This is a genomic window from Ornithinibacillus bavariensis, assembly GCF_018333235.1.
GTDB classification, from domain to species: Bacteria; Bacillota; Bacilli; order Bacillales; family Amphibacillaceae; genus Ornithinibacillus; species Ornithinibacillus bavariensis.
This window is the reverse complement of sequence record NZ_BORP01000001.1, coordinates 712570-736469: the sequence shown is the minus strand read 5'-3', so window position 1 is coordinate 736469 and position 23900 is coordinate 712570. Positions and strand designations below refer to the sequence as shown.

General features: G+C 37.5%; 24 protein-coding genes. 3 read left to right on the top strand and 21 right to left on the bottom strand.

Annotated elements, in window-relative coordinates; all coding sequences use genetic code 11:
• Window positions 1–43 precede the first annotated feature (43 nt).
• Window positions 44–265: a DUF1128 domain-containing protein gene (locus KI338_RS03710; protein ID WP_212919610.1), complete on the top strand. Its 222-nt coding sequence runs from the start codon at window positions 44–46 to the stop codon at window positions 263–265.
• A 74-nt stretch (window positions 266–339) separates the two neighbouring features.
• On the opposite strand, the gene rnc is transcribed toward KI338_RS03710, so the two are convergent.
• From rnc to sdaAB, 9 genes are all read right to left on the bottom strand, one after another.
• Window positions 340–1023, bottom strand: a complete 684-nt coding sequence (rnc, locus tag KI338_RS03705) for a ribonuclease III (RefSeq protein WP_212919609.1) — start codon at window positions 1021–1023, stop codon at window positions 340–342.
• Window positions 1024–1091: 68 nt separating this feature from the next.
• Complete coding sequence (gene acpP, locus KI338_RS03700) at window positions 1092–1328, bottom strand: acyl carrier protein (RefSeq protein ID WP_010093481.1); 237 nt, start codon at window positions 1326–1328, stop codon at window positions 1092–1094.
• Between the two features lie 33 nt (window positions 1329–1361).
• Entirely contained in the window at window positions 1362–2102 is a 741-nt protein-coding gene (gene fabG, locus KI338_RS03695) for a 3-oxoacyl-[acyl-carrier-protein] reductase (protein ID WP_212919608.1), read from the bottom strand.
• Window positions 2102–3040, bottom strand: a complete 939-nt coding sequence (fabD, locus tag KI338_RS03690) for an ACP S-malonyltransferase (protein WP_212919607.1) — start codon at window positions 3038–3040, stop codon at window positions 2102–2104. The genes fabG and fabD overlap by 1 nt, the downstream gene beginning before the upstream one ends.
• Window positions 3037–4044, bottom strand: coding sequence for a phosphate acyltransferase PlsX (gene plsX / locus KI338_RS03685; RefSeq protein ID WP_212919606.1), 1008 nt, complete (start codon window positions 4042–4044; stop codon window positions 3037–3039). The genes fabD and plsX overlap by 4 nt, the downstream gene beginning before the upstream one ends.
• Window positions 4041–4619 (bottom strand): transcription factor FapR, encoded by a 579-nt coding sequence (fapR, locus tag KI338_RS03680; RefSeq protein ID WP_212919605.1) that lies wholly within the window; start codon window positions 4617–4619, stop codon window positions 4041–4043. Before fapR ends, plsX begins: the two co-directional genes overlap by 4 nt.
• A gap of 106 nt (window positions 4620–4725) precedes the next feature.
• Window positions 4726–6759 carry an ATP-dependent DNA helicase RecG gene (gene recG / locus KI338_RS03675; protein WP_212919604.1) on the bottom strand — a complete coding sequence of 678 codons (2034 nt, stop codon included), beginning with the start codon at window positions 6757–6759 and terminating at the stop codon, window positions 4726–4728.
• A 15-nt stretch (window positions 6760–6774) separates the two neighbouring features.
• Entirely contained in the window at window positions 6775–7650 is an 876-nt protein-coding gene (sdaAA, locus tag KI338_RS03670) for an L-serine ammonia-lyase, iron-sulfur-dependent, subunit alpha (RefSeq protein ID WP_212919603.1), read from the bottom strand.
• An 11-nt stretch (window positions 7651–7661) separates the two neighbouring features.
• The gene (gene sdaAB / locus KI338_RS03665) at window positions 7662–8324 is read right to left on the bottom strand and encodes an L-serine ammonia-lyase, iron-sulfur-dependent subunit beta (protein ID WP_212919602.1); all 663 of its coding nucleotides are present in this window, start codon (window positions 8322–8324) and stop codon (window positions 7662–7664) included.
• 147 nt (window positions 8325–8471) lie between these two features.
• On the opposite strand from sdaAB, the gene KI338_RS03660 reads away from it, so the two are divergent.
• Entirely contained in the window at window positions 8472–9743 is a 1272-nt protein-coding gene (locus KI338_RS03660) for an NCS2 family permease (protein ID WP_212919601.1), read from the top strand.
• A gap of 81 nt (window positions 9744–9824) precedes the next feature.
• Here the strand turns inward: KI338_RS03660 and fakA are convergent, their stop codons facing one another.
• Window positions 9825–11486 (bottom strand): DAK2 domain-containing protein, encoded by a 1662-nt coding sequence (gene fakA / locus KI338_RS03655; protein WP_212919600.1) that lies wholly within the window; start codon window positions 11484–11486, stop codon window positions 9825–9827.
• 32 nt (window positions 11487–11518) lie between these two features.
• Window positions 11519–11881 (bottom strand): Asp23/Gls24 family envelope stress response protein, encoded by a 363-nt coding sequence (locus KI338_RS03650; RefSeq protein ID WP_212919599.1) that lies wholly within the window; start codon window positions 11879–11881, stop codon window positions 11519–11521.
• Between the two features lie 279 nt (window positions 11882–12160).
• Here KI338_RS03650 and rpmB point away from each other — a divergent pair, with 279 nt between their 5' ends.
• A complete protein-coding gene (rpmB, locus tag KI338_RS03645; protein WP_212919598.1) occupies window positions 12161–12349 on the top strand; it encodes a 50S ribosomal protein L28 in 189 nt (62 codons plus the stop codon).
• Window positions 12350–12683: 334 nt separating this feature from the next.
• Here rpmB and spoVM read toward each other — a convergent pair whose 3' ends face one another.
• From spoVM to coaBC, 10 genes are all read right to left on the bottom strand, one after another.
• Entirely contained in the window at window positions 12684–12767 is an 84-nt protein-coding gene (spoVM, locus tag KI338_RS03640) for a stage V sporulation protein SpoVM (RefSeq protein ID WP_212920039.1), read from the bottom strand.
• A 47-nt stretch (window positions 12768–12814) separates the two neighbouring features.
• Window positions 12815–13459 carry a thiamine diphosphokinase gene (locus KI338_RS03635; protein ID WP_212919597.1) on the bottom strand — a complete coding sequence of 215 codons (645 nt, stop codon included), beginning with the start codon at window positions 13457–13459 and terminating at the stop codon, window positions 12815–12817.
• Between the two features lie 10 nt (window positions 13460–13469).
• Window positions 13470–14126: a ribulose-phosphate 3-epimerase gene (rpe, locus tag KI338_RS03630; protein WP_212919596.1), complete on the bottom strand. Its 657-nt coding sequence runs from the start codon at window positions 14124–14126 to the stop codon at window positions 13470–13472.
• Window position 14127: 1 nt separating this feature from the next.
• Window positions 14128–15009: a ribosome small subunit-dependent GTPase A gene (gene rsgA / locus KI338_RS03625; RefSeq protein ID WP_212919595.1), complete on the bottom strand. Its 882-nt coding sequence runs from the start codon at window positions 15007–15009 to the stop codon at window positions 14128–14130.
• Window positions 15010–17028, bottom strand: coding sequence for a Stk1 family PASTA domain-containing Ser/Thr kinase (pknB, locus tag KI338_RS03620; RefSeq protein ID WP_212919594.1), 2019 nt, complete (start codon window positions 17026–17028; stop codon window positions 15010–15012).
• Window positions 17022–17783, bottom strand: a complete 762-nt coding sequence (locus tag KI338_RS03615) for a Stp1/IreP family PP2C-type Ser/Thr phosphatase (RefSeq protein WP_212919593.1) — start codon at window positions 17781–17783, stop codon at window positions 17022–17024. Before KI338_RS03615 ends, pknB begins: the two co-directional genes overlap by 7 nt.
• A gap of 103 nt (window positions 17784–17886) precedes the next feature.
• Window positions 17887–19236: a 16S rRNA (cytosine(967)-C(5))-methyltransferase RsmB gene (gene rsmB / locus KI338_RS03610; protein WP_212919592.1), complete on the bottom strand. Its 1350-nt coding sequence runs from the start codon at window positions 19234–19236 to the stop codon at window positions 17887–17889.
• 1 nt (window position 19237) lies between these two features.
• The gene (gene fmt / locus KI338_RS03605; RefSeq protein WP_212919591.1) at window positions 19238–20182 is read right to left on the bottom strand and encodes a methionyl-tRNA formyltransferase; all 945 of its coding nucleotides are present in this window, start codon (window positions 20180–20182) and stop codon (window positions 19238–19240) included.
• 14 nt (window positions 20183–20196) lie between these two features.
• Complete coding sequence (priA, locus tag KI338_RS03600; protein WP_212919590.1) at window positions 20197–22605, bottom strand: primosomal protein N'; 2409 nt, start codon at window positions 22603–22605, stop codon at window positions 20197–20199.
• Window positions 22602–23807: a bifunctional phosphopantothenoylcysteine decarboxylase/phosphopantothenate--cysteine ligase CoaBC gene (gene coaBC, locus KI338_RS03595; protein WP_212919589.1), complete on the bottom strand. Its 1206-nt coding sequence runs from the start codon at window positions 23805–23807 to the stop codon at window positions 22602–22604. The genes priA and coaBC overlap by 4 nt, the downstream gene beginning before the upstream one ends.
• Window positions 23808–23900 lie beyond the last annotated feature (93 nt).

Sequence of the window (23900 nt, the reverse complement as noted above, 5' to 3'; positions counted from 1 at the left end):
TGTCCCTGTTTTTTACTCTATTAAACGTATAAAGAGGTGTATTATGGACTTAGAAAATCCTTCCATGGAAAATTTAACATATATATTGGAAGACATGGCTAAACGATTATCCGTTGTTAATCGTAGCCTATTAAACCCTGATGACTATGATCTTTCAAAATATGAAGATATTAAATTTATGTATGATGTTATTATACAAAAAGGGAGCTTATCTGCTTTCGAAACTCAAGCATTCATTGAGGAATTACGTCATGTACGAAAATAATTGTAATAAATTAAGAAAGACTGCTGTTCACGATGAACACAGTCTTTCTTCGAATACCTTACGTATTTCTCCATTTATACACCTAATTTATCTAGTGCATCCTTAGCTGCTCGTTGTTCTGCCTCTTTTTTTGTCCTTCCAATTCCCGTCCCATATAGCTTTTGATTAATTAAAAGTTCAGCAACGAATTCTTTATTATGAGAAGGCCCTTTTTCTTCTACTATTTGATATTCAATCGTTTGATTTTTGTCTTGTTGAATAATTTCCTGTAGCTTGCTTTTATAATCCATCCCATGCGAAAAAGCACCTGTGTCTATTTTAGGAAATACATGCTTTTCTAGAAAGTCTAACGCAATTTCATATCCTTGATCTAAATAAAGCGCACCCAAAAATGCCTCAAAAACGTCCGCTAGTAATGCAGGTCTGTTTCTTCCCCCAGTCATTTCCTCGCCTTTACCTAAAAGTATGTGACTTCCAAAATCTAGCCCACGTGCAAAAGATGCCAGTGAAGGTTCACAAACGATAGAAGCACGTAGTTTTGTCATTTCTCCTTCAGGCATTGTAGGATATTTTTGATAGAGGTATTGAGAAACCCCAAGCTCTAATACAGCATCTCCTAAAAATTCTAACCGTTCATTATCGGAATAGTTTAACTCACGATGCTCATTCACATAAGATGAATGGGTAAATGCCTGTTGAATTGTTTTGATACGTTGAAATTTAATATTTAACAAGGTCTCTAATTTCTCACGATTCATATAGACCAGTCACCTCTTGTTGTATGGAAAAGTCTCGCATGAACGCGAGACCTCTCTAGCTTCTTATATTATCCCTGTAAATTTTTTATGTAATTTACAGCATCACCAACAGTGTTAATTTTCTCTGCTTCTTCATCAGCAATTTCCATGTCAAATTCATCCTCAAGCTCCATTACAAGCTCAACAACATCTAATGAATCAGCCTCTAAATCATCTTTAAATGAAGCTTCCATCGTTACTTTTGATTCTTCAACATCTAATTTATCAACAATAATTTCTTTTACACGATCAAATACGTCTGCCATACTTCGTTCACCTCCCTTCAAAGGTAATTGTAGTTACATAACCATCCCACCGTCAATATGTATGGTTTGACCCGTAATATAACTTGCATCATCGGATGCTAAAAAGCGAATAACTTTAGCCACATCCTCTGGTTGTCCGAATCTTGCAAGAGGAATTAATTCAAGCATTCCAGATTTTTGTTCATCTGTTAATTCATCGGTCATGTCAGTAGAAATGAACCCTGGAGCGACTGCATTAACGATAATATTACGTGAAGCAAGCTCTTTTGCGGTTGTTTTAGTAAGACCTATAACTCCTGCTTTTGCTGCTACATAATTAGCCTGTCCTGGATTTCCACTTACCCCCACAATGGAAGCAACATTGATAATACGACCTGAACGCTGTTTCATCATTTGTCTTGTTACAGCTTTTGTACAAATGAAAACACCTTTAAGATTTGTATTTATAACTTGGTCAAATTCAGTTTCTTTCATTCTCATTAGCAAGTTGTCGCGAGTAATTCCAGCATTATTAACCAGTATATCAATACTTCCAAAGGTATCTATAGTAGTTTGCATTAATTCTTTCACTTGAGCTTCATTGGCAACATCTGCTTGTACCTTTATTGCTTGAACTCCCAATCCGATGATCTCTTCGACAACTTCTTGTGCCCTAGCTTCATTTCCAGCATAATTTACAACTACATTTGCGCCATTCTTCGCCAATTCTATGGCAATTGCCTTGCCAATCCCTCGTGAACCACCTGTCACGATAGCTGTCTTTCCAGTTAACATTATTCCTCCCCCTTATACCAGGTAATAAAATCTTGTAAGGAAGTTTCATCCTGAATCGTGAAAATAGTTGCTGTCTTATCAATTTTTTTCACTAAGCCGCTTAAGACCTTCCCGTTTCCAACTTCTACAAAAGCATCTACACCTTGAGCGATCATATTACGAACAGATTCCTCAAAACGGACCGGAGAATATAATTGCTTTAATAGTAATTCCTTAATTTCCTGGTGATTCGTTACAGGTTCTGCTGTTACATTAGCAAATACTGGTACATCAGCATCCTGTATTGTAACCCGATTTAAGTATGTGGAGAAATCCTCATTAGCTGTCTTCATCAGTCTAGAATGAAATGGACCACTAACATTTAATGGAAGCACCCGTTTAGCACCCTTCTCCTTCAAAAGAGCTGTCGCCTTTTCTACTCCTTTTTGCGATCCAGAAATAACAATTTGTCCAGGACAATTTAAATTGGCAATATCAACTACCTCATCTGTAATTGTCCCAATTACTTCTTCGATAGCTTCTACCGTTAACCCCAAAACTGCTGCCATGGTACCTTGTCCCTTTGGAAAAGCACGTTCCATTAGTCTACCTCGTGTTGCGACTAAAGGTAATGCTTCTTCAAGCGAAATTGCGCCAGCTGCTACCAATGCACTATACTCTCCTAAGCTATGACCAACAACCATATTTGGCTCTATATTTGCTTCTTTTAATAAGCTGAATAATGCAATACTTGATAGTAATAATGCTGGTTGTGCATTTTCTGTTTCAGTAAGCTCCTCAGTAGGCCCTTCAAACATTATTTGCTTCAAATCTTTTCCTATTGCTTCATTTGCTCTAACGTACATTTCTTGAATACTAGGAAAGGAATCGTGGATCTCCTTCCCCATGCCTACGGACTGTGAGCCCTGACCCGGAAACATAAATGCTATTTTTCTCATTCATTATCCCCCTCATTCGCTTGCATAGCCTCAACAGTATCTTTAATCGTTTCCGTTACATGATTTTCTACCATATTACATGTTTGTTTAATCGCACTGTAGATTGCTCTCCGATTAGAAGAACCATGTGCCTTAATTACCGGAGCTGCTAATCCAAATAGTGCTGCCCCACCATACTCTGAGTAATCTAATTTATTTTTTAATCCCTTCAAATCACCTTTTAACATTCCTGCAGCAATCTTCGTTTTAAAAGATGACATAAAGGTTTCTTTGATCATGGAAAATAATGCCGATGCTGTACCTTCAATAGTTTTTAAGGCAACATTACCACTAAAACCATCGGTCACAACGACATCTGCTACACCTTCTAGTAAATCTCTAGCTTCTACATTTCCTATAAAATTAATAGGCGCTTTTTTCATTAAATCAAATGCCTTTTTCGTCAAATCATTTCCTTTACCATCTTCTGTTCCAACATTTAGTAACCCAACTTTAGGGTTATTAATCGAACGTACTTTTTCTGCATACACAGAACCCATGATGGCATATTGCAGTAAATGTGAAGGCTTTGCCTCGACATTTGCCCCTACATCTAACATCAGGAAGCCCTTGCCATCTAATGTAGGAAGAGTTGGTGATAATGCAGGTCGGTCAATGCCTGGAATACGTCCAACAACAAATAAACCCGCACTCATGAGCGCACCAGTATTTCCAGCTGAAATACATGCATCTGCTCTATTCTCCTTTACTTCAACCGCCATTTTAACAAGGGAAGAATTCTTCTTCTTTCTAACAGCCCGAACAGGTTCATCATCACCTGTTATTACTTCATCTGCATGAATAATTTCGATTCGCTCTGCGTTAGTTAAGAATTGCTTAATCTCATCCTCATGTCCAACCAATGTTATATGTAAATTTGGAATTTCCCTTACAGCATCCATCGCACCAAGTACAATCTCTTTCGGTGCATGGTCGCCCCCCATGGCATCTATTGCAATCTTCATTTTGATTCTCCTCTTTTCTCAGTTGACCGATACATATGAAATTCTCCAGTAAAAACCAGTTCACTGTCTACATAACTATCAACTTTAACAACGGTAAGACCTTTTTCATTTACTCCGTGCACAAATGCCTTTGCCACTACTCGCTCACCTTGATGTACCTGCCGTTTAAAATTCAGTTCAGATTTCGTTGTCAGTGCTAATTCGTCATTAATGACTGCAACAGCGAGAGAGTTAGCTTGTGCAAATAAATGATGTCCTCTTGCAATATTATTTCTTGTAAAAACATGTTCCTTGCCAATATCTAAAATGGAAATCGCACGTTTATCTAATTCTAAATCAATTATTTCCCCAATAACGTCTTCAAGTGGTAATGACCGGACGGTTTCATTCCATTGGTTCTTAGCGACTGTTTTTATTCGTTCACGCAACTCTGGAATCGCCAATTCCATACGGTCTAATCGGATAGTTTGTATACTGACATCAAACTTTTTTGCTAAATCTTCATCAGTAATGAACGGGGTTTCTTCTATTGTTTCCTGTAAACGCTCTTGCCTCTTTACCTTTGGTAATCTCACTCAAAGCACCATCCATCTATTTTTATTCGTCATGATAATACATGCTACTATTATGACTTGGTACTAATAGTAATATATACGAACAATCATAAATTTGCAAGCGAGATTAGTCCAGCTTCGTATCGAATACTCCTTCATTTTCTAGTAGAATTCGTAAATTATTATAATCTGGGTCCTTGCCCAACAGATCAAATTCAATAATTTCCTGAGCATCATTTCGTGCGGTCTCCAGCGCTCGGTAATCATGAATCACATCAGCAACCTTGAAGTCTGGTAATCCACTCTGCTTTGTTCCAAAAAAGTCACCAGGGCCACGTAATTTTAAATCCTGCTCCGAAAGTTCAAATCCATCATTCGTTTCCGTCATAATCCGCATTCTTTCTTTACCTGTATCTCCTTTTGGGTCGGCAATTAAAATACAATAACTTTGTTTATCACCACGCCCCACCCTTCCACGAAGCTGATGAAGCTGAGATAACCCAAATCGTTCGGCATCATAAATTACCATAATGGTGGCATTTGGTACATTGACGCCTACCTCAACTACGGTAGTTGATACTAGGACCTGTATCCGATTAGCTGCAAAATCTTTCATTACTTCTTCCTTTTCATCTGTACGTAACCGCCCATGCATTAATCCAACCCGAACTTGTGGCGGATAAAAATCTACTAATTCTTGATACAAATCAACGGCATTTTGAATGTCAAGTTTATCGGATTCTTCAATAAGTGGACAAATGATGTATGCCTGTTCACCATTATCTACACGTTTTTGAATAAAACCAAGTACCCGATCAAATGTATTTGCCTTGGTCCAGTATGTTTCAATTTCTTTCCTTCCTGCAGGCATTTCATTTATGACTGATACATCCATATCACCAAATGCTGTAATAGCAAGTGTTCTTGGTATTGGTGTTGCCGTCATGAATAATACATCAGGATGAAGGCCCTTATTACTTAAGGCACGTCTTTGTTCTACTCCAAAGCGGTGCTGTTCATCTACGATAACTAACCCTAAATCATCAAAAAACACATCCTCCTGAATTAATGCATGTGTCCCGACAAGAATCTGAACTTGATGCTTCTCCACTTCAGAAAGTATTTCTTTACGCCGTTTTCCTTTGATAGATCCAGTTAACAGTTCAATTCTAGCTCTTTCACCAAAAAGCTTCTGCAATGACTCAAAATGTTGTTCTGCAAGTATTTCCGTTGGAACCATTAACGCCCCCTGCTTATTTGCCGTGATAGCTGCATAAAGGGAAATTGCAGCAACAGCAGTTTTCCCAGAGCCTACATCACCCTGTAGTAACCGATTCATTCGGTATGGCGATTTCATATCCGCTAATATTTGCTGTAATGACTTATGCTGTGCATTCGTTAATGAAAATGGGAATGAATCAATAAAATCTTGAAGTTTCAATGGGTCATAGCTCAGGGAATTTCCAACAGAAGCTTCCCGTCTTCTTTTTCGTAACACCTGCATTTTCAACTGAAAGAGCAATAGCTCCTCATAAGTAAGCCTCCTCCTAGCATGCTTTAAGGAGAGCCGACTTTCTGGAAAATGCATCGTTTTGATAGCAGCTTTGCGGCTCGGAATCTTATAAGCCTGAAGCATATCATCTGGTAATATTTCAATAATTTGATCAGCATATTCGTTAATTGCTTGTTCAATAGCTTTTCTAAGTTTGTAACTCGTGACATTTCCTTTTACAGAATATATGGGATGAATCTTTGTTTCTTTCTCTAATGAACCTTTTGCATAATTACTTACCGTAATTTGCAATCGATGTGCATCCCACTTACCAGTTAACGTTACTGTATCTCCTACTTGAATTTGCTTCTTTGCAAAAGCTCTATTGAACATAACTGCCTTTACAGCAATATCTTCTACTTCAATTGTAAAACTAAGTCTTGATTTTTTTCTTCCATAAAAAGAAAGAGAAGGTGCACTTAGAACCCTTCCCTCAATGGTTACCTTATCCTCATGTACTAAATCACTTAGCGGTAATATTTCTAGCACATCATATCTTGAGGGGAAATAAAACAATAAGTCTTCCACTGTATAAATATTTAATGCCTGCAAATCCTCGGCAAATTTTTCCCCAACGCCTTTAATTTCTAATACAGAGTTACGTAACATAAGAAATCACTCTTTCTAAACTGACATACCAAAAATCTTTTCCTTTAAGAATCTACCTGTTGGTGTATCTGCTAAACCGCCTTCACCTGTTTCACGTAAAGAAGATGGCATCTGTTGTCCAATTCGATACATCGCGCCAATTACTTCATCACATGGAATACGGCTCTGAACACCAGCTAATGCCATATCAGCAGAAACTATTGCCAATGCTGACCCACCAGCATTTCGCTTCACACATGGTACCTCAACAAGTCCCGCAACTGGATCACAGACGAGACCAAGCATGTTCTTTAATGTCATGGCAAACGCATCGGCTGATTGCTGTGGTGTGCCTCCTGCCATTTCTACTATAGCGGCCGAAGCCATCGCACCTGCAGATCCAACCTCTGCCTGGCAGCCACCTGCTGCACCCGAGATGAAAGCGTTATTTGCTACTACTAAACCAAAGGCACCTGCTGTAAACAAATAGCGAATCATTTGTTCACGGGTTGGATTTAATTGTTCTTTTACAGCAAACAATGTACCAGGTACACAGCCTGCACTACCAGCTGTAGGAGTAGCACAAATAACTCCCATTGCTGCATTTACCTCATTTGTACCCATTGCTTTACTAACCGCATCTAACATTAAATGACCAGATAATGGTTTTTTTTCCCGCATATATGCTTGAATTTTTACGGCGTCTCCACCTGTTAACCCAGTAACAGACTGAACTCCTTTTAAACTATCCTCGATTGCCTTTTCCATGACCTGAAGGTTTCTTTCCATTTCTGCAAAAACTTCTTCACGTGTCTTATTTTTAACATCCATTTCCTGCCGTATCATAACCTCGGATATGAGGATATCTTCTTTTTCTGCAATTTCTACCAATTCAGCAACAGTCCGAAACAATTTTACCCCCCCTAGCTAACAATCTTTGAAATTTGTATAATATGATCTGCTTCTTCTAATTCTAGTAATATCGTATCATCCACATTTTGATCGACTTCAATAACCATTAACGCTTCTTTCCCGACATCCTTACGATTAACCTCCATATGCCCAATATTAATCTCATGTTTCGCTAATATTTTCGTTACAGAAGCAATTGCTCCAAAACGGTCATTATGCATAATCAGAATTGCTGGATGATTGCCAGAAAGTCTAAGCTCAAAGCCATTTAATTCGGTAATTTCGATCTTTCCTCCACCAATAGAAATACCGACTATTTCCAAGCTTTCTTTATCGTCACCAATAATTAATCGAACAGTGTTAGGATGATCTGTCTTAGCACTATCCTCAATAAATTTGATAGCGATTCCCTTCTCATTTGCAGCATCTAACGCTTTACTCATTCGTGTATCGTCTGTTTCATAGCCTAGTAATCCACCTACAAGAGCAAAATCAGTTCCATGACCTTGATAGGTTTTTGCAAATGATCCATATAAATGAATTTTTGCCCATTTTGGTTCTTTACCAAATAAACGACGAGCTGTTAATCCTATTCTTGCAGCACCTGCTGTATGAGAACTAGAAGGTCCTACCATAACAGGGCCAATAATATCGAATACGGAGTTATATTTCATAAATGCACCGCCTTTATCTCAAATGTGAAGCCTATTGTAAATTATAACAAAAACTATTATAATAATCATTCATGGATTGTAGAAATTTATAGTAAATGTTTCTATAGTCGGGTGGGAGAGGGATATAGTTAGTTTGAGGAGATTTACATGCCTTTATTTTCAAGAAATAATGGGGCATCCTTCAGAAATGAAATAATTGCAGGAGTGATTGGATATTTAACAACGGTTTATATCGTGGTTGTTAATGGGTCTATCCTCAGTGAAGCCGGTATCACGTTACAAGCAGGAATGATCGCTACCATTTTAGCTAGTTTTATAGGGACAGTCCTAATGGGTATTATCGGAAGATTACCGTTAATCCTCATACCAGGTATGGGAATTAATGCACTATTCGCATATTCTATTATTCAAGGAAATGGTTTAACCTTCCAAGAAGGACTATTAGTAGTACTAATTGCATCGTTAATCTTTTTAGTTACTGCCTTTACGAAACTGGGAACGCTATTAAAAGAAGCAATTCCCGATTCGTTGAAGCATGCGATTAGTGTTGGTTTAGGATTTTTCTTAATCTTAATTGGACTAGAAAAAAGTGGACTGATTCACAATGGAACGAACACAATTATTGCAATTGGTGACTTCGGCTCACCTGCTATTCTTGTGAGTCTAATTACGCTTTTTATCGCGATATTTTTGTTTGTGAAAAATGTTCCTGCTAATTTTCTAATTACGATGGTAATTGGAACTATATTAGCTTCCTTGTTTGGTATTCTAGAGCCTAGAGGAAACACTATTGATATTAGTTCTACTTCTTTACTTTACGTACCATCATTTACCGCTATTAGTGACTTGTCATTTTGGCTTGCAGTTTTTCCTTTAGCAATGATACTGATTTTTGAAAATATGGGACTTATAAATGGACAGGTTACCATGTTAAATCGTGAAGAGTCGTACGGTGCTGGTTATCGTGCAACAGCGATTTCGACTTTAACCTGCGCATTCTTTGGGACATCCCCTACTGTATCCGCAGCGGAAAATGCAGCAGTGATTGCATCAAAAGGGAGGACTGGAATAACAGCTCTAGTTGCAAGTGGATTATTCCTAGCAACCATATTCATTATTCCATGGATCTCGATGATTCCTAATGCAGCGATCAGCCCGATATTAATTATCGTTGGTTTTATCATGGTACAAAATATCCGTCACATACCATTAGATAATTTATCTGAAGCTATACCAGCATTTCTAATTATTGTAATGATTCCATTTACGTACAGCATTGCAGATGGAATGGCATTTGGCTTTATTGCTTATCCTATCGTGAAGATTGCCTTAGGTAAAAAGAAGGATCTGTCAATGGCTATAATCATTATATCTTTCTTATTTATTTGCGATTTTGTATTGAAGATAACTGGAATATAAATAAAAAAAGATTCACCATTTGTCATGGTGAATCTTTTTTTATTGTCTAGCATAACTCTATAGGTAGTTACGCTTTTTTCCTTATTCCACTGAAAAAATATACGAATAAATTGGTTGCTTACCGTCATGAACTTCGATTTCAACTTCTTCGTAATTTTCTTCGACAAAGCTTACAAGCTGATTCACTTCTGCTTCGTCAACATCTTCCCCATACAGAATAGTTAAAATCTCGTCATCCTCCGTAATCAAATCTTTGAAGAGCTCTTTTACTGCTTCAAATCGATCTTTATGGGAGGTAACAATTTTTCCATCATTAATTCCCATGAAGTTACCATTCTCAATATGAATTCCATCAATTTGCGTATCCCTTACTGCATACGTGATTTGGCCGGTCTTAACATGAGAACTTGCTTCAGTCATATTATTTTTATTGGCCTCCAAGTCCTCTTCTGGGTGGAAAGCTAATAACGCACTAATTCCTTGTGGGATTGTTTTTGTTGCAACCACTGCAACATTTACATCTACTACATCAGCTGCTTGTTCTGCAGCCATAACAATATTTTTATTATTTGGTAATACAACGACATTCTTTGCATATGCTTTTTCAATAGCAGTTGCAATGTCCTGTGTACTAGGGTTCATAGTTTGTCCACCTTCAATAACCACAGTGGCACCAAGACTTTCAAATAGAGTCTTCAACCCTGAACCCATTGCAACTGTTACGATGCCAAATTCCGCTTTTTCCTTTGGCTTTGTAGCTGCTTTTTGTTCACCGACAATAGCAGTATGCTGTTCACGCATATTCTCAATTTTCATATTAATCAAGCTACCGTGACGCTGTCCTATTGTTAGCACATTACCTGGATACTCTGTATGAACGTGCACTTTAACAATTTCATCATCCGAAACAACGAGTAAAGAATCACCATGTCCACTTAACTCGTTACGAAAAGCTGTTTCATCAAAAGGATGTTCTTTTAATTTTTCTTCTTCAAACTTAACCATAAATTCCGTACAATAACCGAATTCAATATCAGCTGTATTCATAAAGTCCTGTGCAGAACGATGATGTTCTGCACTTACTAAATCATCCATTTCAACTATATCAGATTCTTCCGGAAGCTCTTCACCTTTTAGCGCTGCCAAGAAGCCCTCATATACTGTAACAAGTCCTTGACCACCTGAATCCACCACTCCTACTTCCTTTAAGACTGGAAGTAAATCTGGTGTGCGCTTTAATGATGCTTTTGCTTCTTTGAGTACCATTTCCATTAGTGTAATGACATCATCTTCATTTCTTGCTACTTCTACAGCTTTCTTTGCGGCATCCTTTGCGACGGTTAGAATAGTTCCCTCAACTGGTTTCATTACAGCCTTATATGCAGTTTGGACACCTGAATCGAAAGCAACCGCTAAATCATGTGTTGTTAATGTAGCTTTATTATCCATTCCCTTTGCAAAGCCTCTAAAAATCTGTGAAAGAATAACACCTGAGTTTCCTCTAGCACCCATTAATAGACCCTTTGAAAAGGCTCCGGCAACCTCAGAGATATTATCAGACTTTTGTTTCTTTACCTCATTTGCGCCTGAGGTCATGGATAAATTCATATTCGTACCTGTATCACCATCTGGTACAGGGAATACATTTAGCGCATCAATTTTCTTGGCATTATTCGTTAAATGGTGTGCTCCAGCGAGTACCATTTGGGAAAATAATTTGCCATCTAGCTTTTGTACTGCCACAATAGTTCCTCCCTTTAAACCGGTGAGCAAAATTAGTCTTTTGCTACACGTACTCCTTGTATGTAAATATTGACAGAATCGATTTCTAGTCCAAGTGTTTTACTCAATGTATATTTAACCTGTGACTGAACATTATGCGCAACCTCAGATATTTTCGTTCCATAGCTAACGATGATATACATATCAATATGTAGTGCGTTATCTTCCTGTCTAACCACAATTCCTCGTGAATAGTTTTCTTTTCGCAGTATTTCCGCTATACCGTCCTTAATTTGGCTTTTAGAAGCCATTCCGACAATACCATAGCACTCGACTGCGGTTCCTCCAGCTATCGTTGCAATTACGTCATTTGTAATGGTTACATGACCGTCTTTTGTATTCAACTCAATGGACATAATTATCCTCCTTTAGGTTCCTTGATCTTAAGGATATTTTACTACAAGCGATACATTTTTGCACTTTACGGTCGTTGAATCTCTTTATATACTTTCCTAATTATGGCTATAAAATTTAGCAAGAAATGGATAGGGCGAACGTTTTCGCCTCTTATTACAATGAACGATTCCATTAATTCTGTCAAGTGATATTTCTTTATATACTTATTGCAATAATCTCTTACTTGTGGTAAATTGTATAAGTATTCAAAGACATTTGTTAGAGTAGGAGGGATTACCATGGCAAGAAAATGTGTTGTAACTGGTCGTAAAACTAGCAGTGGAAACCAACGCTCTCACGCTATGAATTCCAACAAGCGTAAATGGAAAGCTAATGTGCAAAAAGTTCGTATTATGGTAGATGGAAAACCTAAACGTGTTTATGTATCTGCACGCGCTCTTAAATCAGGTAAAGTAGAACGCGTATAATATACTGTTACATTAGTTATTAGCCAAAAGCACCCTTTTAAACAGGGTGCTTTTTTCGTTTATTCACTATTTTAATAGCTCAAGAGGAGAAACTAAAATATTTTTCGGACTGTGATTGGTAAAAAGGCTAATATCCCAAGAATGTTAGCTCTAGAAGGAAAAGACCCAACAGACGAAGAAAACAATGCAAGGTTTTACCAAGCTACCGCGCTCCTAATCCTTATTTTTTAGTTTAGAGTAACATCGGACCCGTGTACTTCGTATAAAATTTTTATGCCTGTACTTTTTCCAAAAAAATTGCTTCTGCCTAATAACGACAAAAGCAAAGGGTTGATTACTTCTCTCTTTTAAAAATTCCAATTACTACACGTACAAATCCTCCGACTACTCTAGGGAGCTTAATTGTATAAAATTTCATGAGTTCGCCCTCCTCCATATCCAACACGCTTACCATGAGTCGTATTTTTAACCACGACTCCTTACAACTAATACTATGCCTTTATCGTACGAAAAAGTACCATAATTTGAAATCAATTGATTAGATATGGAAAGAGTTGAGCCCATTTTAATAGTATGATTTGTTAATGGATAGTAAAACCCTGTCAGGGTCAATCCTCGAACTTCCTCTGTCATCGAAAGAAACGAAATCATCTCATATTCTTCGTCCTTTTCGATCGTATAAGTTCCGGGACATGTCCATTCGATTTTGTTTTGTTTATCAATAATAATAGCGTTAATCTGTTGTTTCACAACAATGTTTAGTAATTGCACATTAATTAGCATATGATCTAGACGACCACCTGTCGCCCCAAAAATATAGATTCTATCTGGCTGAAGGGATAAAGCATGTTCAAGTGCAATCTGTAGATCCGTCTTATCCTTCTCGATAGGATATTCTTGAAAATAGTTCGCATTGTTTTTTATCCGTTCTCTATCTATATCAGAAACAGAGTCAAAGTCTCCATGTGCATAATCGAGTTGAAGCTTATGCTCCAAAATAGTTAATGCACCTCTGTCAGCACCTATCCATATATTAACCGCATCCCGATAGAGAGCTAAGTCAGGTATATTTTCAAGAGGTCCATTTCCAACGATTGCTACAGTACTCATACACTTTTCCCTACTTTTCTACAGCTTGGCGAATCTGTAGGATTGCTTGTTCTCTATCATTTTGATTATAGACTGCACTACCTGCTACTAATACATCTGCTCCAGCTTGTGCACAGCTCTTAGCAGTAGTCGTATTAACACCACCATCTACTTCGATTTCAAAATTAAAGCCATATTGATCCCGCCACTCGGCAATTTGCTTAATTTTATCAATTGTAAATGGTATAAAGGATTGTCCACCAAAGCCAGGATTTACTGTCATGATAAGAACTAGATCTATTTCACCTAATACATCCTTAATCATTTCAACTGGTGTTCCTGGATTTAGTGCAACTCCCGCTTTTACTCCGTTACTTTTTATTAACTGAATCGTCCGGTGTAAGTGCACCGTTGCTTCTTGATGAACAGTAATAATGGATGCACCAGCATTTGCGAATACTGGAATATATAAATCTGGATTATCAATCATTAAATGAACATCAAGTGGAAGACTTGTTATTGGTTTAATAGCTTCCACAATTAATGGTCCAATGGTAATATTCGGTACAAAATTTCCATCCATTACATCTACATGTATGTAGTCTGCTCCTCCTTTATCTACGTCTATTATTTCATCGCCAAGCTTAGCGAAGTTTGCTGATAAGATTGAAGGTGCTATTTTTACCATGTTAATACCTCGGCTTTCTTGAATGTATTTCTTCCAAAAAACTAATGTAATGCTCATAGCGATAGCTTGGAATTCTATGTTCTTCTACTGCAGCTTTTACTGCACATTTCGGTTCCTTTGCGTGCAGACATCCTCTAAATTTACACTGGTCATGAAGCTCTCTAATTTCAGGAAAACAATCGGACAATTCGATAGCCTCTATATGTTCAAAATCTAAAGCACTGAATCCAGGAGTGTCTGCAACTAACCCTCGATAGATCTCAATTAATTCAACATGTCTTGTCGTATGTTTTCCACGTCCTAAGCTTTTAGAAATATCTGCAGTTTGTAATAATAAATCCGGACGAAGTGAATTTATTAAAGAAGATTTACCAACACCAGATTGACCTGCTATTACAGTAACATGATTGGATAAGTATTTCGTTACATTTTCAACTGTTTGTGGTTCCTTTGATGAGAACAACTCAACCTGGTATCCGATGTTTTCGTAATCCTTTTTGTACGCTTCTATCATTTTCAACTGTTTTTCTGTCAATAAGTCTATTTTAGTAATGAAAATAATTGGTTTTATTCCTTTTGCTTCTATATGGACAAGGAATCGATCAAGTAGAGTTGTACTAAAATCTGGCATTACTGCAGAACTAACAATAAATGCCTGTGTGATATTCGCAATAGGGGGACGAATTAATTCATTCGTCCTAGGCTCTATTTCTGTAATATACCCTTCACTTTCCTCTCGAATATCGAATGAGACAAAATCTCCAACAAGTGGTGTTATATTCTTCTTTCTGAATACTCCTCTACCTTTGCACTGAAAAATTCCTTCATCTGATTGTACGTAATAGAATCCACTTAAAGCTTTAATTATTCTGCCTTCTGGCATTTATTCACCTTCTTCATATGGAATCGTTTCGTCATAAATTACTTCATCGTCTCGTAAGACACGGTACCTTGCTGTACTTTTAGGAGCTACCTTTAAATCAATTGTTCGCTGTACATCATCAGTAATTGTAAACTCTTCATAAACGACAGCAATATCCTTGTGTACCATATCTTCTATATATATTCTTACCTTTTGTGGACTTGGTTGTTTATTTTCGTGATCTTCTTCATTGTTATTGTCATCTCCGGTATATTTAATAAATAGCTGTACCGTATGAGACCTAGGGGGTAGTTCCTTAGGTCCTATTGAGATATAAACAACTACAGTGTCTCCCTCATTTACCTCTGAATTTGCATTGGGATCTTGTCTAATAACGTGGCCCATAGGAACTGATTCGGAATTTTCCTTTTTCACACTTACTCTAAGACCATTAGACTCGAGATATTCACGAGCTTCAGCCTCAGTTAATCCTTCTAAATTATTTAACTTAATTGGCTCTTTTCCTTTACTCACTTCGAAGATCACCGATGTTTCTTCAGGGATTACCTCTTCCCCTGGCTCAGGCTCAATCTGCTTTAAAATTTCTCCTACAGGACGATCAGAAAATTCTTCATATACAATGACGGCCTTATACTTTTTCGCATCAAGAATTCTCTTTACGTCTTCAATTTGTTGTCCAACATAATTACCAAATTCTATTTTTTCTTTTCCTTTACTTACAAAAACAGTAATTGTGGAATCCTCTTTAACAGTTCTACCTGGCCTTGGGTCGGTTCTTACAACTAACCCTTCCTCCACATCATTCGAAATAACCTCTTCTTTCGCTACCTTTAATTTATTTAATTCTAATTCTTCCTCTGCTTCACTAAATTCCCAGCCTATTACATCAGGAATTTTGACATCCTTAGGCTTTGTAGCAGAAATTACAAGAGCAGTCACCAAAAGAATGGCTAATAAGGCAAACAATACAATGGAAATAATAAGCCATTTTTTATTTCGTTTCTTTTTCTTTTTAATTTTCTTTTTAATGGCCCCATCTGGAGCCTGTCCAGGTGTAACTTTTTTCGTCTCACCATTTGTTTGGTGAACAATCGTGTCTTGGTGAAGATTAGCTAAATTACTCTCAGTTATTATTGGGATTGCTTTTGTTTCCTCTCCTACTTCCTCTGGAGGAACATATTTAGGTTCATTTAAATTTTCAGGTAAAAGAGCTACTTCTAAACTTTCTTCCATATCATAAACTGTATTATACCGATGGAAAGGATCCTTGGCGGTGGCCTTTAATACTATATTTTCCACACTCTGTGGAACATCTGGACTATAATTACGTACGGATGGTGTTTCACTTTGTAAATGTTTTAAAGCAATAGAGACAGGCGATTGTCCAGAAAATGGTAATCTACCGGTTAGCATTTCAAATAATACAATTCCTAAAGAATATATATCTGACTTTTTAGTTGCCAGCCCTCCCCTTGCCTGTTCAGGGGACAAGTAATGTACAGAGCCTAATATTGAATTTGTTTGTGTAAGAGATGTAGCACTTAATGCTATAGCAATACCAAAATCCGTTACCTTTATATGACCATATGTATCAATTAATATATTTTGCGGCTTTATGTCACGATGAACAATACCATTTTCATGGGCATGGGTAATCGCAGCAGTAATTTGCTTCATGATATTAATAGCCTCAGTAACATCAAGTGGACCATACTTTTGAATAAATTCCTTCAGTGTCATTCCGTCAACATATTCCATTACCATATAAAGGATCTGGTCTTCTTCTCCAACATCAAAAATCGAAACAATGTTTGGGTGGGAAAGACTTGTAGCAGATTGAGCTTCTCGATCAAATCTTGCAATAAACTCTTCATCATTTGCATATTCTAATCGTAATACCTTTATCGCTACTTTACGATCTAAAATAGTATCATCAGCAAGGTAGACATCTGCCATCCCGCCTCCACCTATTTTTTCAATTATTCGGTAACGTTCATCCAGTAAGTGACCTTTTAACATGATGTTTCACCTTCCTCCTCGGTGGAATCATGCTGTAGAATAACTATTGAAACATTATCCTCACCACCACGCTCGTTCGCTAAATTTACTAGTCGTGTGCCAACATCAGCTAGCTTATTAGAAGACTTCATAAATTCTGCTAGTTCTTGGTCTCGTACCTTATCGGTCAAGCCATCGGAACAAAGTAAAATTCTATCGCAAGCCTCCCAGCTAATGGTTTGGATGTCGGGTTCAACAGATTCACCTGTTCCAAGGGCCTTAAGGACAACATTTTTCCGTGGATGAACAAGTGCATCATCTTTTGAAATCTGTCCGGATTGAACAAGTGCATTGACTAAAGAATGGTCCTCTGTTATTTGTTTAAAACTATATTCATTATATAAGTAACAACGACTATCCCCAATATGGGCCACAGTGATAAATTCTGATGTACATATTGCGACAACAATAGTAGTTCCCATACCTTGACATTCTTCCTTCTCTAAGGAATGGTGGTAGATGGCAGTATTAGCTTCTTGTAAGGCATGCTTTAACCATTCTTCCGCTTCCTCAGGCGAGGAAATCCCCTCACTGTCTAACCACTTTTTTTCAAGTATAGTAGTAGCCATCCCACTAGCAACATCACCAGCTTGATGTCCCCCCATACCGTCAGCAATAAGGGCAAGATACTGACCTAAATTATTTTGGTATATTCCACCTGCATCCTCATTATGACTTCTGACCTGACCTCTGTCGGTCCAAAAGTGTCCTTCCATTGTTCCACCCCTTAAATCTAGCAACACCTAATATTTGTATATAAGTATTACACAAATTGCCAAATAAGAATATTTTTTTCTATAACTTTTATTACGAAAATAACTATTTATTACGCTTCAATCTTGTTAAGAAAAATCCATCGGTTTGATAGGTTTGTGGAAAAAGCTGCAATCCGTATTCGGAAACCCCTAACGAATGACGTAACTCATTAGATAGTTCAGCAAAAAAGTGTTTATCAATTTCAAAGTTCTTGTGTGATTTCAAAAATTTATTGACAACATCTTCATTTTCCATTGAGTCAACCGTACATGTGCTATATAGTAACAAGCCACCTATCTTCAACAACGGGGAAACGTTAGCTAAGATATGCTGCTGTATTTCAGCTAGTTTTTCAATATCTGACTCTTTTTTGTTATATTTTATATCAGGCTTTCCTCTCATGACTCCCAATCCAGAGCATGGAGCATCCACTAAAATTCGATCAAATGTATTCGGTTCATAGCATTCCTGTAATTTTCTAGCATCCCAAGCTTTAGCATTAATAATGGTAATATTGAGCTCCTTCGCCTTATTTTGAATGAGCTTGATTTTCTTTTCATGTAAGTCATGTGCATATATGACGCCTTTGTCTTCCATTTTCTCAGCAATATGTGTTGCCTTTCCACCTGGAGCACTACATGCGTCCAATACCGTCTGACCTGGCTTTACAGAAATCATTTCCCCTGCAAGCATCGAGCTTTGATCCTGAATAGTAACTATGCCTTCATTAAAGAGGGAGGACTTTAGAATGTTTCCTTTTTCAATAATAATTCCTTGCGGAGAAAACATAGATTCAGATACTTCATATCCTTCTTTTCTTAAAATGTCTATGGCCTGTTCCCTAGTTATTTTCATCGGTTGGACACGAATTGAAATCGGTTTATGGTGTAGATTTGCTAGACACATTTCTCTCGTTGTTTCATAGCCATAATGATTCATCCATCGTTTAATTAACCATTCTGGGTGGCTGGTTTCCACCGATAATCGCTTCACATCATCTGTGATTGTATTGGTATCTGGTACCCCACTTCGTTGAATATTTCGAAGGACAGCATTCACTAAAGATGCGATTCCTTTATGACCTCTTTGTTTAGCAATTTCAACTGCTTCATGAATGATTGCATGGTCTGGAACTTTATCCAAATAAATCATTTGATAAACGGACATACGAAGCAATGTATGTACCCATGGCCTCAGTTTTTTCTTTTGACTAATAAAATTATTAATATAATAATCCAAAGTTATCTTTCGTGCTGTAGTTCCGTATACAATTTCGGTTAATAATCCCTCATCCTTAGGTGCTATATGCTTAGACTTCATTTCATGACTAATAAGTAAGTGGCTATATCCATTGTCTTGTTCAATACGGAGTAATAAGTCAATTGCAGTATTTCTTAGCAAGTATTTATCCATGTTATTCTCCCAATTTCATTCCTACTTTTATCCGGTCACCGGATCCTTGCAAATAATCCTTAACAGACATTCGCTTTTTTCCTGCAGGTTGTATTTCGGTAATGCGAATTCCCTTATTATTACCACATATTACGATAAATGCTTCATTGGTAGGCTCTTTTTCTACAACCATACCAGGGGTTCCACTGTACTGCTTATCAATAGGCTCACCCCACCAAATTTTCATTGTTTGACCAGCATAAGTTGTAAAAGCGACCGGCCATGGATGTAACCCTCGAATATGATTATAAATTTCATTATTGGCTTTATTCCAGTCTATTTCTTCCTGCTCTCGCTTAATATTGGCAGCAAAGGTAGCCTTTTCCTCATCCTGCTTTACAGCCGTAATCTCCCCGGCAAATAGCTTCGGTAAAGTTTCCATTAAGAGCTCTGCACCAACAATAGAGAGCTTATCATGCATCGTTCCAACATGATCATTAACCTCTATTCGGATACTTCGTTGCGTCAAAATATCTCCAGCATCTAATTTCTCTGCCATATACATAATCGTGATTCCCGTTTCCTTCTTACCTTCCATTATCGCGTAATGTATCGGAGCCCCACCTCTAAGCTCTGGAAGAAGGGATGCATGAACATTAACACAGCCAAACTTAGGTCCTTCCAAAAGTTCTTTAGGTAATATTTGCCCAAATGCCGCTGTAACAATAATATCGGGCTTATAGGATAGAATCTCCTCATATTCATGACGTATTTTTTCCGGCTGAAAGACTGGAATTCCATGTTTTTCAGCTTCTACTTTAACTGGTGGTGATGTGATAACCTTTTTTCTTCCTTTCGGTCTATCTGGCTGTGTTACCACTAAAACTACTTCATACTCTGAATGTATAAGTGAATTTAAAATTGGAACTGAAAAATCCGGTGTTCCCATAAAAGCAATTCGTTTCATCATCATACCTCTTTCTACATTAGGTGATAAGGCTGCATATCAACAGTGATGGATAGATCCTCTTTCCGCATTTCGTCTGCATATAAATCCATCACTTTTTTAATAGTTGATCTTAGCTCCGGTTCATTTTTGTATTTTATCATGCATTGGTAGCGATATCTATCCTTCATCCTTGCAATTGGAGAAGGTGTTGGGCCTAATACAATTGTATCCTTTCCCACAACTTTTAAAAGAAGCTGTGCGATACGACTTGTAATTTGGACAGCTTTTACGTGGTTTTGATGGGATACTGTTATTAATGCTAAATACACATAAGGTGGATATCTAAATTTCTTTCGAATTTGCATTTCATACAGGAAAAACTTTTCGAAATCGTACTCACTTGCTAATTGGATACTGTAATGGTCAGGTGTGTATGATTGAACAATAACCTTTCCAGATAACTCATGTCGACCGGCACGGCCACTGACTTGAGTTAGTAACTGAAATGTTTTTTCACTAGATCGAAAGTCTGGCAGATGGAGCATCGAATCAGAAGTTAAAACACCAACTAAAGTGACATTAGCAAAATCGAGACCTTTTGCTATCATCTGGGTTCCAAGTAAAATATCAGCTTCTTTATTGGCAAACCGCTTTAATAATTTTTCATGGGCTCCTTTTTTCCTTGTAGTATCTACATCCATTCGAATGACTCTAGCATGTGGCATTAATTGGTTTAGTGCTTCTTCTACCCGTTGTGTACCAGTTCCGAAATAACGAATAGACTCGCTATTACATTCTGGGCAAAGATGGGGCATTCTCTCCTCATATCCACAATAGTGGCATTTTAATTGATTACTATTTTTATGATACGTTAAGGCTATATCGCAATGTGGACATCGTTTTACATGACCACAATCACGACACATTACAAATGTTGAATATCCTCTACGATTTAATAGTAATACTATCTGTTCACCACGTTCTATCCCACTCTCCATCTCCCTTTTTAAAGCTATAGAAAACATCGAACGATTCCCTTCGTGCAGCTCATTACGCATATCAACAATTTCGACCTTGGGCAAAGCCTGATTATTTGTCCGTTTATCAAGGGTTGCTAACTGATATACTCCTTTTTTGGCACGTGCATAAGACTCCAAGGTTGGTGTCGCACTTCCAAGCACTACTGGACACTCATGATATTGACCGCGTTTTATTGCCACATCTCTAGCATGATACCTTGGTTGATCCTCTTGTTTATAAGTTGTTTCATGCTCTTCATCAATTATTATAATTCCTAAATTCTCAAAAGGCGCGAAAATAGCGGACCTTGCACCAACCACTACTTTTACTTCCTTCGCATGTATTTTTCTCCATTCATCGTACTTCTCTCCATTCGAAAGCGCACTATGCATGACAGCAACATCACTTCCAAAACGACCTTTAAACCTTTTGACCATTTGTGGTGTGAGCGAAATTTCGGGTACAAGAACAATTGCTTCTTTACCTTGCTTTATTACTTCTTGAATCGCCTGCAAATAGATTTCTGTCTTACCACTCCCAGTAACTCCATGAACTAAAAACACATCATGCTTATGATTATGAATCTTCTCTATAATAGGATGCAAAGCCATTTCCTGTTGTTTCGTCAATGGTAGTGGTAATGTCTTCTCAAATGAAGTGTCATCATACGGATTCCGATATACCTCTTTTTTGTATTCCCTTAAGATACCCTTGTCAACCAACGCTTTTATAACTGCCCGATTCGTATTAGTTAAGTTATATAACTTTTGTTGCTCAACTGGCTCTGGAAACTCTAGAAAAAAGGAAAGTACATGTCGTTGTTTCTTTGCAGAGGGTGATAAATCCATAAATGCCTCTTCCAGTAGATGTGCTTCCTTGTTAGGCTCTATAAACGTAATAACTTTCTTCGTTACCTTTGATTTAACTAGATAATTAATTGAAATAGCTCCATCTTGGATAGCATTCCTAAGCGTTGTATAAGGAACGGTCGATTGAACAAATTCCTCATAACGAATTACATCCCGACCTGCAAATAAAAACTCTAATTCATGGGCTAATTCTTCATCTGTATTGCGAATTAGTTCTTTTTTATATTGCGCTTTTAGCACCTGTGGTAGCATTGCTTGGTATGCAGTAATATATAAGGTCAATGTGTCTTCTGCCACCCATTTTCCTAGCTCTAATAATTCCTCAGTTAAAACGGGATTGATGTCCAACACGTCAATTATTTCTTTTAGCTGTTCAAATTCTGACTCTTCCTTTTTCCCAACAACAAAACCGGTTATTTTCCTAGGTCCAAAAGGTACGATAACCCGCATCCCCTCAGAGAGGATATCACGAAATTTTTCAGGAATTAAATAATCAAATGTCTGATTGATGGCCTTCGCTTGGACATCAACGATAACCTTTGCTATATTCACGCTTCCTCATCCTTCATATCTCTCCATATTAATTGTAGTAATTGTCGGGCGACCTCACTTTTTAAAGCGACAGGAATCTGATATTCTTCATGGTTACGATTGACATAGGTCACAATATTCGTCTCACTTTCAAATCCTGCGCCCTCTTGACTCACATTGTTTATCACGATAGCATCTAAGTGCTTCCGGTGTAATTTTTCCTTTCCATATTCAAGAACGTTTTGGGTTTCGGCAGCAAACCCCACTAGGAATTGATGTGTTTTTTTGCTTCCTAGTTCTGCTAGAATATCTTTCGTTCGTTCCATTTCAAATTTAATACTACCAGCTTGTTTTTTTATTTTGTCATCAAAGACTACCTTAGGTCGATAATCAGCTACGGCAGCAGATTTTATTACAATGTCGTTGCAAGGAAATTCACGCAGCATTGCTTGATACATTTCTTCAGCTGTCGTAACATTGATTCGTTTAATGTTTTTATGTGAAGTATCTAAAAATACTGGACCAGTAACGAGTGTAACCTCTGCACCGTATTCAGCAGCTGCTTCAGCTAGAGAAAACCCCATTTTCCCTGTAGAACGATTGGAAAAATAACGAACAGGATCAATTTTCTCCCTAGTTGGCCCAGCAGAGATTAGTACCTTTTTTCCAGCTAGTAAATTACCATTGCTTTGATGTGATTGAATTACCTGGATAATGGTTTCAGGTTCCTCCAGCCTTCCTTTACCAACCCAGCCACAAGCTAAATACCCTGACCCAGGTTCAATAAAATGATAACCATATTCCGTTAAAGTTTTCATATTCTTGATTACGGATGGATGGTTATACATATTCACATTCATAGCTGGAGCAATATAGATAGGAGCTTTTGTTGCTAAGACAGTGGTGGAAATCATATCATCCGCAATACCAGTTGCTAATTTCCCAATAATATTAGCTGTTGCCGGAGCTAAGATGATAATATCTGCCCAATCTGCTAAATCAATATGTGCTATTTTTTCAGGATCCTTTTCATCAAATGTGTCCGTGTATACTGGATTCCGTGATAAGGCTTGGAATGTAAGTGGGGATACAAACTTTGTTGCATTATCTGTCATGATTACTTTCACATTTGCACCCTGTTGCTGTAATTTACTAGTCAGAGCACATGCCTTATATGCTGCAATTCCTCCAGTAACTCCAAGTAAAATATTTTTATTAATCATTCTTAACACCTTTCCCGGTCAAAATTATCTTCTAGTCTAGTTATACCATAATTTAATAAATAAATAATCCCTTACATACCAGATGTAAGGGAT

Coding starts and splice junctions, on each gene's coding strand:
- KI338_RS03615 (WP_212919593.1), bottom strand. CDS start 17,783: ATGGAAGGACACTTTTGGACCGACAGAGGTCAGGTCAGAAGTCATAAT.
- rpmB (WP_212919598.1), top strand. CDS start 12,161: ATGGCAAGAAAATGTGTTGTAACTGGTCGTAAAACTAGCAGTGGAAAC.
- sdaAB (WP_212919602.1), bottom strand. CDS start 8,324: ATGAAATATAACTCCGTATTCGATATTATTGGCCCTGTTATGGTAGGA.
- fabG (WP_212919608.1), bottom strand. CDS start 2,102: ATGTTAACTGGAAAGACAGCTATCGTGACAGGTGGTTCACGAGGGATT.
- KI338_RS03650 (WP_212919599.1), bottom strand. CDS start 11,881: ATGTCCATTGAGTTGAATACAAAAGACGGTCATGTAACCATTACAAAT.
- rsgA (WP_212919595.1), bottom strand. CDS start 15,009: ATGCCAGAAGGCAGAATAATTAAAGCTTTAAGTGGATTCTATTACGTA.
- rpe (WP_212919596.1), bottom strand. CDS start 14,126: ATGGTAAAAATAGCACCTTCAATCTTATCAGCAAACTTCGCTAAGCTT.
- acpP (WP_010093481.1), bottom strand. CDS start 1,328: ATGGCAGACGTATTTGATCGTGTAAAAGAAATTATTGTTGATAAATTA.
- rsmB (WP_212919592.1), bottom strand. CDS start 19,236: ATGGATAAATACTTGCTAAGAAATACTGCAATTGACTTATTACTCCGT.
- recG (WP_212919604.1), bottom strand. CDS start 6,759: ATGTTACGTAACTCTGTATTAGAAATTAAAGGCGTTGGGGAAAAATTT.
- spoVM (WP_212920039.1), bottom strand. CDS start 12,767: ATGAAATTTTATACAATTAAGCTCCCTAGAGTAGTCGGAGGATTTGTA.
- pknB (WP_212919594.1), bottom strand. CDS start 17,028: ATGTTAAAAGGTCACTTACTGGATGAACGTTACCGAATAATTGAAAAA.
- fmt (WP_212919591.1), bottom strand. CDS start 20,182: ATGAAACGAATTGCTTTTATGGGAACACCGGATTTTTCAGTTCCAATT.
- rnc (WP_212919609.1), bottom strand. CDS start 1,023: ATGAATCGTGAGAAATTAGAGACCTTGTTAAATATTAAATTTCAACGT.
- coaBC (WP_212919589.1), bottom strand. CDS start 23,807: ATGATTAATAAAAATATTTTACTTGGAGTTACTGGAGGAATTGCAGCA.
- KI338_RS03710 (WP_212919610.1), top strand. CDS start 44: ATGGACTTAGAAAATCCTTCCATGGAAAATTTAACATATATATTGGAA.
- plsX (WP_212919606.1), bottom strand. CDS start 4,044: ATGAAGATTGCAATAGATGCCATGGGGGGCGACCATGCACCGAAAGAG.
- KI338_RS03660 (WP_212919601.1), top strand. CDS start 8,472: ATGCCTTTATTTTCAAGAAATAATGGGGCATCCTTCAGAAATGAAATA.
- fabD (WP_212919607.1), bottom strand. CDS start 3,040: ATGAGAAAAATAGCATTTATGTTTCCGGGTCAGGGCTCACAGTCCGTA.
- KI338_RS03635 (WP_212919597.1), bottom strand. CDS start 13,459: ATGAGTACTGTAGCAATCGTTGGAAATGGACCTCTTGAAAATATACCT.